Origin of the sequence: Asprobacillus argus, assembly GCF_032248395.1 — a bacterium.
Lineage (GTDB): Bacteria > Bacteroidota > Bacteroidia > Flavobacteriales > Flavobacteriaceae > Polaribacter > Polaribacter argus.
Genome location: NZ_JAVTTO010000009.1, coordinates 1 through 3,197, shown reverse-complemented (window position 1 = coordinate 3,197; position 3,197 = coordinate 1). Strand labels below are relative to the sequence as shown.

At 35.9% G+C, this 3,197-nt stretch carries 2 protein-coding genes and 1 pseudogene; all 3 read right to left on the bottom strand.

All coding sequences use genetic code 11. The annotated features are described in order from the left end of the window. Positions 1-2,469: pseudogene (locus RQM59_RS14355) on the bottom strand (hypothetical protein); the annotation flags it as partial. Beyond that, positions 2,466-2,810 (bottom strand): hypothetical protein, encoded by a 345-nt coding sequence (locus RQM59_RS14350; RefSeq protein ID WP_349242811.1) that lies wholly within the window; start codon positions 2,808-2,810, stop codon positions 2,466-2,468. The pseudogene RQM59_RS14355 and the gene RQM59_RS14350, both read right to left, overlap by 4 nt. 244 nt (positions 2,811-3,054) lie before the next feature. Further along, positions 3,055-3,192: a T9SS type B sorting domain-containing protein gene (locus tag RQM59_RS14435; RefSeq protein WP_432208146.1), complete on the bottom strand. Its 138-nt coding sequence runs from the start codon at positions 3,190-3,192 to the stop codon at positions 3,055-3,057. Between the last annotated feature and the right edge of the window lie 5 nt (positions 3,193-3,197).

The following is a 3,197-nucleotide window of genomic DNA, read 5'->3' as shown; positions in this document are numbered from 1 at the left end:
CAAGATATTGGCCTCAGTAAGATTAAAGTCAGAGAAACCATCAGTATCATCATCACATTGTTTAAGATCTACCGTATCTGTAGTAGCATAGACAGGTAATGGATGTACGATTAGATTGAAATTTGTATGATTCGTATAACAGTTGGTGGTGTTATTCGTCACTCTTACATAAATCGTTTGGTTATTAACTGTTGTATTTGCATACGGTGAGCTTAAATTACTAGTTCCATTTAGTGCATCAGTTGCAGAAGCATGATAGGTTACGGTATAATCTGCAGGGTTTTGGGTACCTAAAATTGTTGCCGTTTGACTTTCTAAATCAAAACCTTGAACAATTCCATTGGTGTCATCTCCATCCACTGCGTCATCACAAAGTTCCAGATTAGCAACGCCGTTTGCCACTGGCACCGGATCTACATTTAATGTTATATGAGTTCCAGTATACAGACATGTACCATTGACATTATTTACTACGCGTGTATAGATTTGCTGTGTATTAGGAGATCCAGTATTACGATGATTGCTAATATCAACGATAGCGTTTGTATTTGCAATAGCATCAGCTTGCGATGTAAAGTGTGAAATAGTCAAAGCTTGTGTAGCAGGAAATAGTGAAACTATTTCTGCATCAACAGTGCTAAAATTAAAGGTTGTAATACCGTCTAGATCACTTCCAGCAGTACCTGAAAAATCGTCGCAAACTTCATATGTTCTTGTAAATGCTATAGGTATTGTGGACGTAGAAACTACTAAATTAATTTCTCCAATTCTATAACATCCATTAACTGTTATAACCCTAGCCCAAACTGTGTCATTAGTATTTGTAACATTAGGGTAGGCATTAAAATTTGGAATGGCGTTGGTATCTCCCTGAGCATCTGCTAAAGTTGGGTAATAGGTAAATGTTTCGTTTGCCGCATTTGCAGAAAGTAATGTATTTGCAGTAGTTAGATCAAAGTTGGTAATACCATCTTGATCTATATCGCATAAGGATAGGGTAACAGGTGTTGTTATTATCGGGAGTGGGTTTACCACTAAGTTAAAAGTACCAACAAATGTAGCTATTCCAGGTGTAGTCGCACAATTCGTTGCATTATTCTCTACTCGAATGTATACTGTTTGACCATTAACAGTATTCGTATAAGGCATTGTTTTATCAATAACATCAGTTGTACTACTCGTTTGAGCACCTACTAAAGAAGTATGATAGGTTACGGAATAATCAGCCGGGTTTAAAAGACCTAATATTTCCGCATCTTTACTTGAAAGCATGAAGCTATTTACAAATCCATTAGTATCATCTCCATCAGTCGCGTCATCACACAATTCATAATTGACAGGTGTAACGGGTTGAGGCAGTGGATTTACCGTTATCGTAAAGCTTGTTGTCGCTGGGTTACAGGTTAATGGAGAAACAGTATTATGTGCTCTCGCATAGATCGTTTCTGTTGCATTCGTGTTGGTATATGGGTTTGGTAACGGGTTGGTATTTGCATCTGCATCAGCTTGATTAGCAAAAAAAACAACTTCGAAAATCGCAGGATCTTGCGCTCCTAAAATATCAGGAGCAAATAATGTTTGTAAATCAAAACTGACCGTTCCGTTATAGTTATCATCACAAACTTCGTATGCAGGGTTCGTAACAGCATTTGCAACAGGTTGATCGAAAAATAGTATCTCTATTTCGTCTTCGGCCACATCACCACCATCCGCTGTAACTTCGACTTTATATAGCCCAGATTGATTGTTGTTAATAACCAACATAGCACTCGTTTCTCCAGCTATTTCGTTATATCCAGCGCCAGTATCTAAAAACCACTTATATCCCGTAGCTGTTCCTGTTGTAGGCGTTGCATCTAAGGTTACTGGTGTTCCAAAACATACATTTTGATTTGGACCTAAAGCGGTATCCACAATACTACAATCTGTAGACCCTGTGCCAATTTGTCCAGGATTTAATTCTTGCATCCGGATAAAACCAGGTTGGTTATCGAAATTAGTAATTAATATTAAATAAAATTCATCTACTTGAGCACCTCCTATATTTAACTCTTCAACTGCGTTTGGTGAATAACTACAATCTACTTCATTAGGGTTAGGATTGGCAATGCTTAAAGCAGAAAAGTTTCCTGCCTGAATAGCATCAATTCGTGCCTGAGTAAAGGGACCCCAACAAATAAAGTCTACGTCAATACCAGCTCCCATAAAATCAGCTTGTGAGTTTTGCTCTATTTGAAGCGTTAAATCACCTGGTTCATCAATTTTGATAATAAACCATGAAGGGTTTGGCACTGTACTTAAGCAATTATAATTTGGCCCAGCTTCAGCAGAGCCGGCATTTGTTGTATTTGCAAAATCGTATCCTGTATCAGAACAAAAACCTTCTGCTGTTCCTATAGTTGTTCCTTGAGAAAATGCGGCAATGCTTGATAACAAGAAAAATGCTGCAAAAAATAGTATCTTTTTCATCTTCTATATTTTTTTGCAGGTTCAATAATTGCTTTTTCTTTTTTGTAAATTGTAAATTGTGGTCCATCCAATAACTTGAAGATCTCAATGTCTTGTAATTTGACCAATTTGTTAAAACTTTGAGGATTGTCTTTCTTGGCATCCACTAAAGTTGCAATTTTAGCGTTATATCTTTTAAGGATATCTTTAAATTTTGTCGCTTTTTCTGGACTTAGTTGCAATTCTTTGTTATAGGCAGTGAATGTGTTATTTAAGTATTTTTTGCTACTTAATCGCTGCGCTGAAAGATTAAAACTTCCCAAGAGAATTAACAGGAGTGCTAGGGTAGTAATTTTTTTCATTTGGTTTTAATAAGGCATTAAAGGTACTAAAAACAGTTAACACTATGTTAACGTAAATATTTAAATCCTATTATTAATTATAACAAGTTTCTTATAATATAAAACCGCTTAGTTTTTATATACCCTACGATTTGTAAATGAATATATTACGTAATATTCTTTCAAGAATAACGTCTTGTTATTTATAGAATAAAAAATCCCTCCACAATATTATTGCGGAGGGATATGTAAATATATCATTTTTTTATTTTCTAAGCAGCGAGAAGTTACCTTTTCTTTCTCTGATAGCCCCTTGAGGATCTACGAGTTTAATAGCGAACCAATAGTCATCAGAAGGCAGTCTATTTCCACCATATTCACCGCTCCATCCTTGAGAGTCTATAGGTA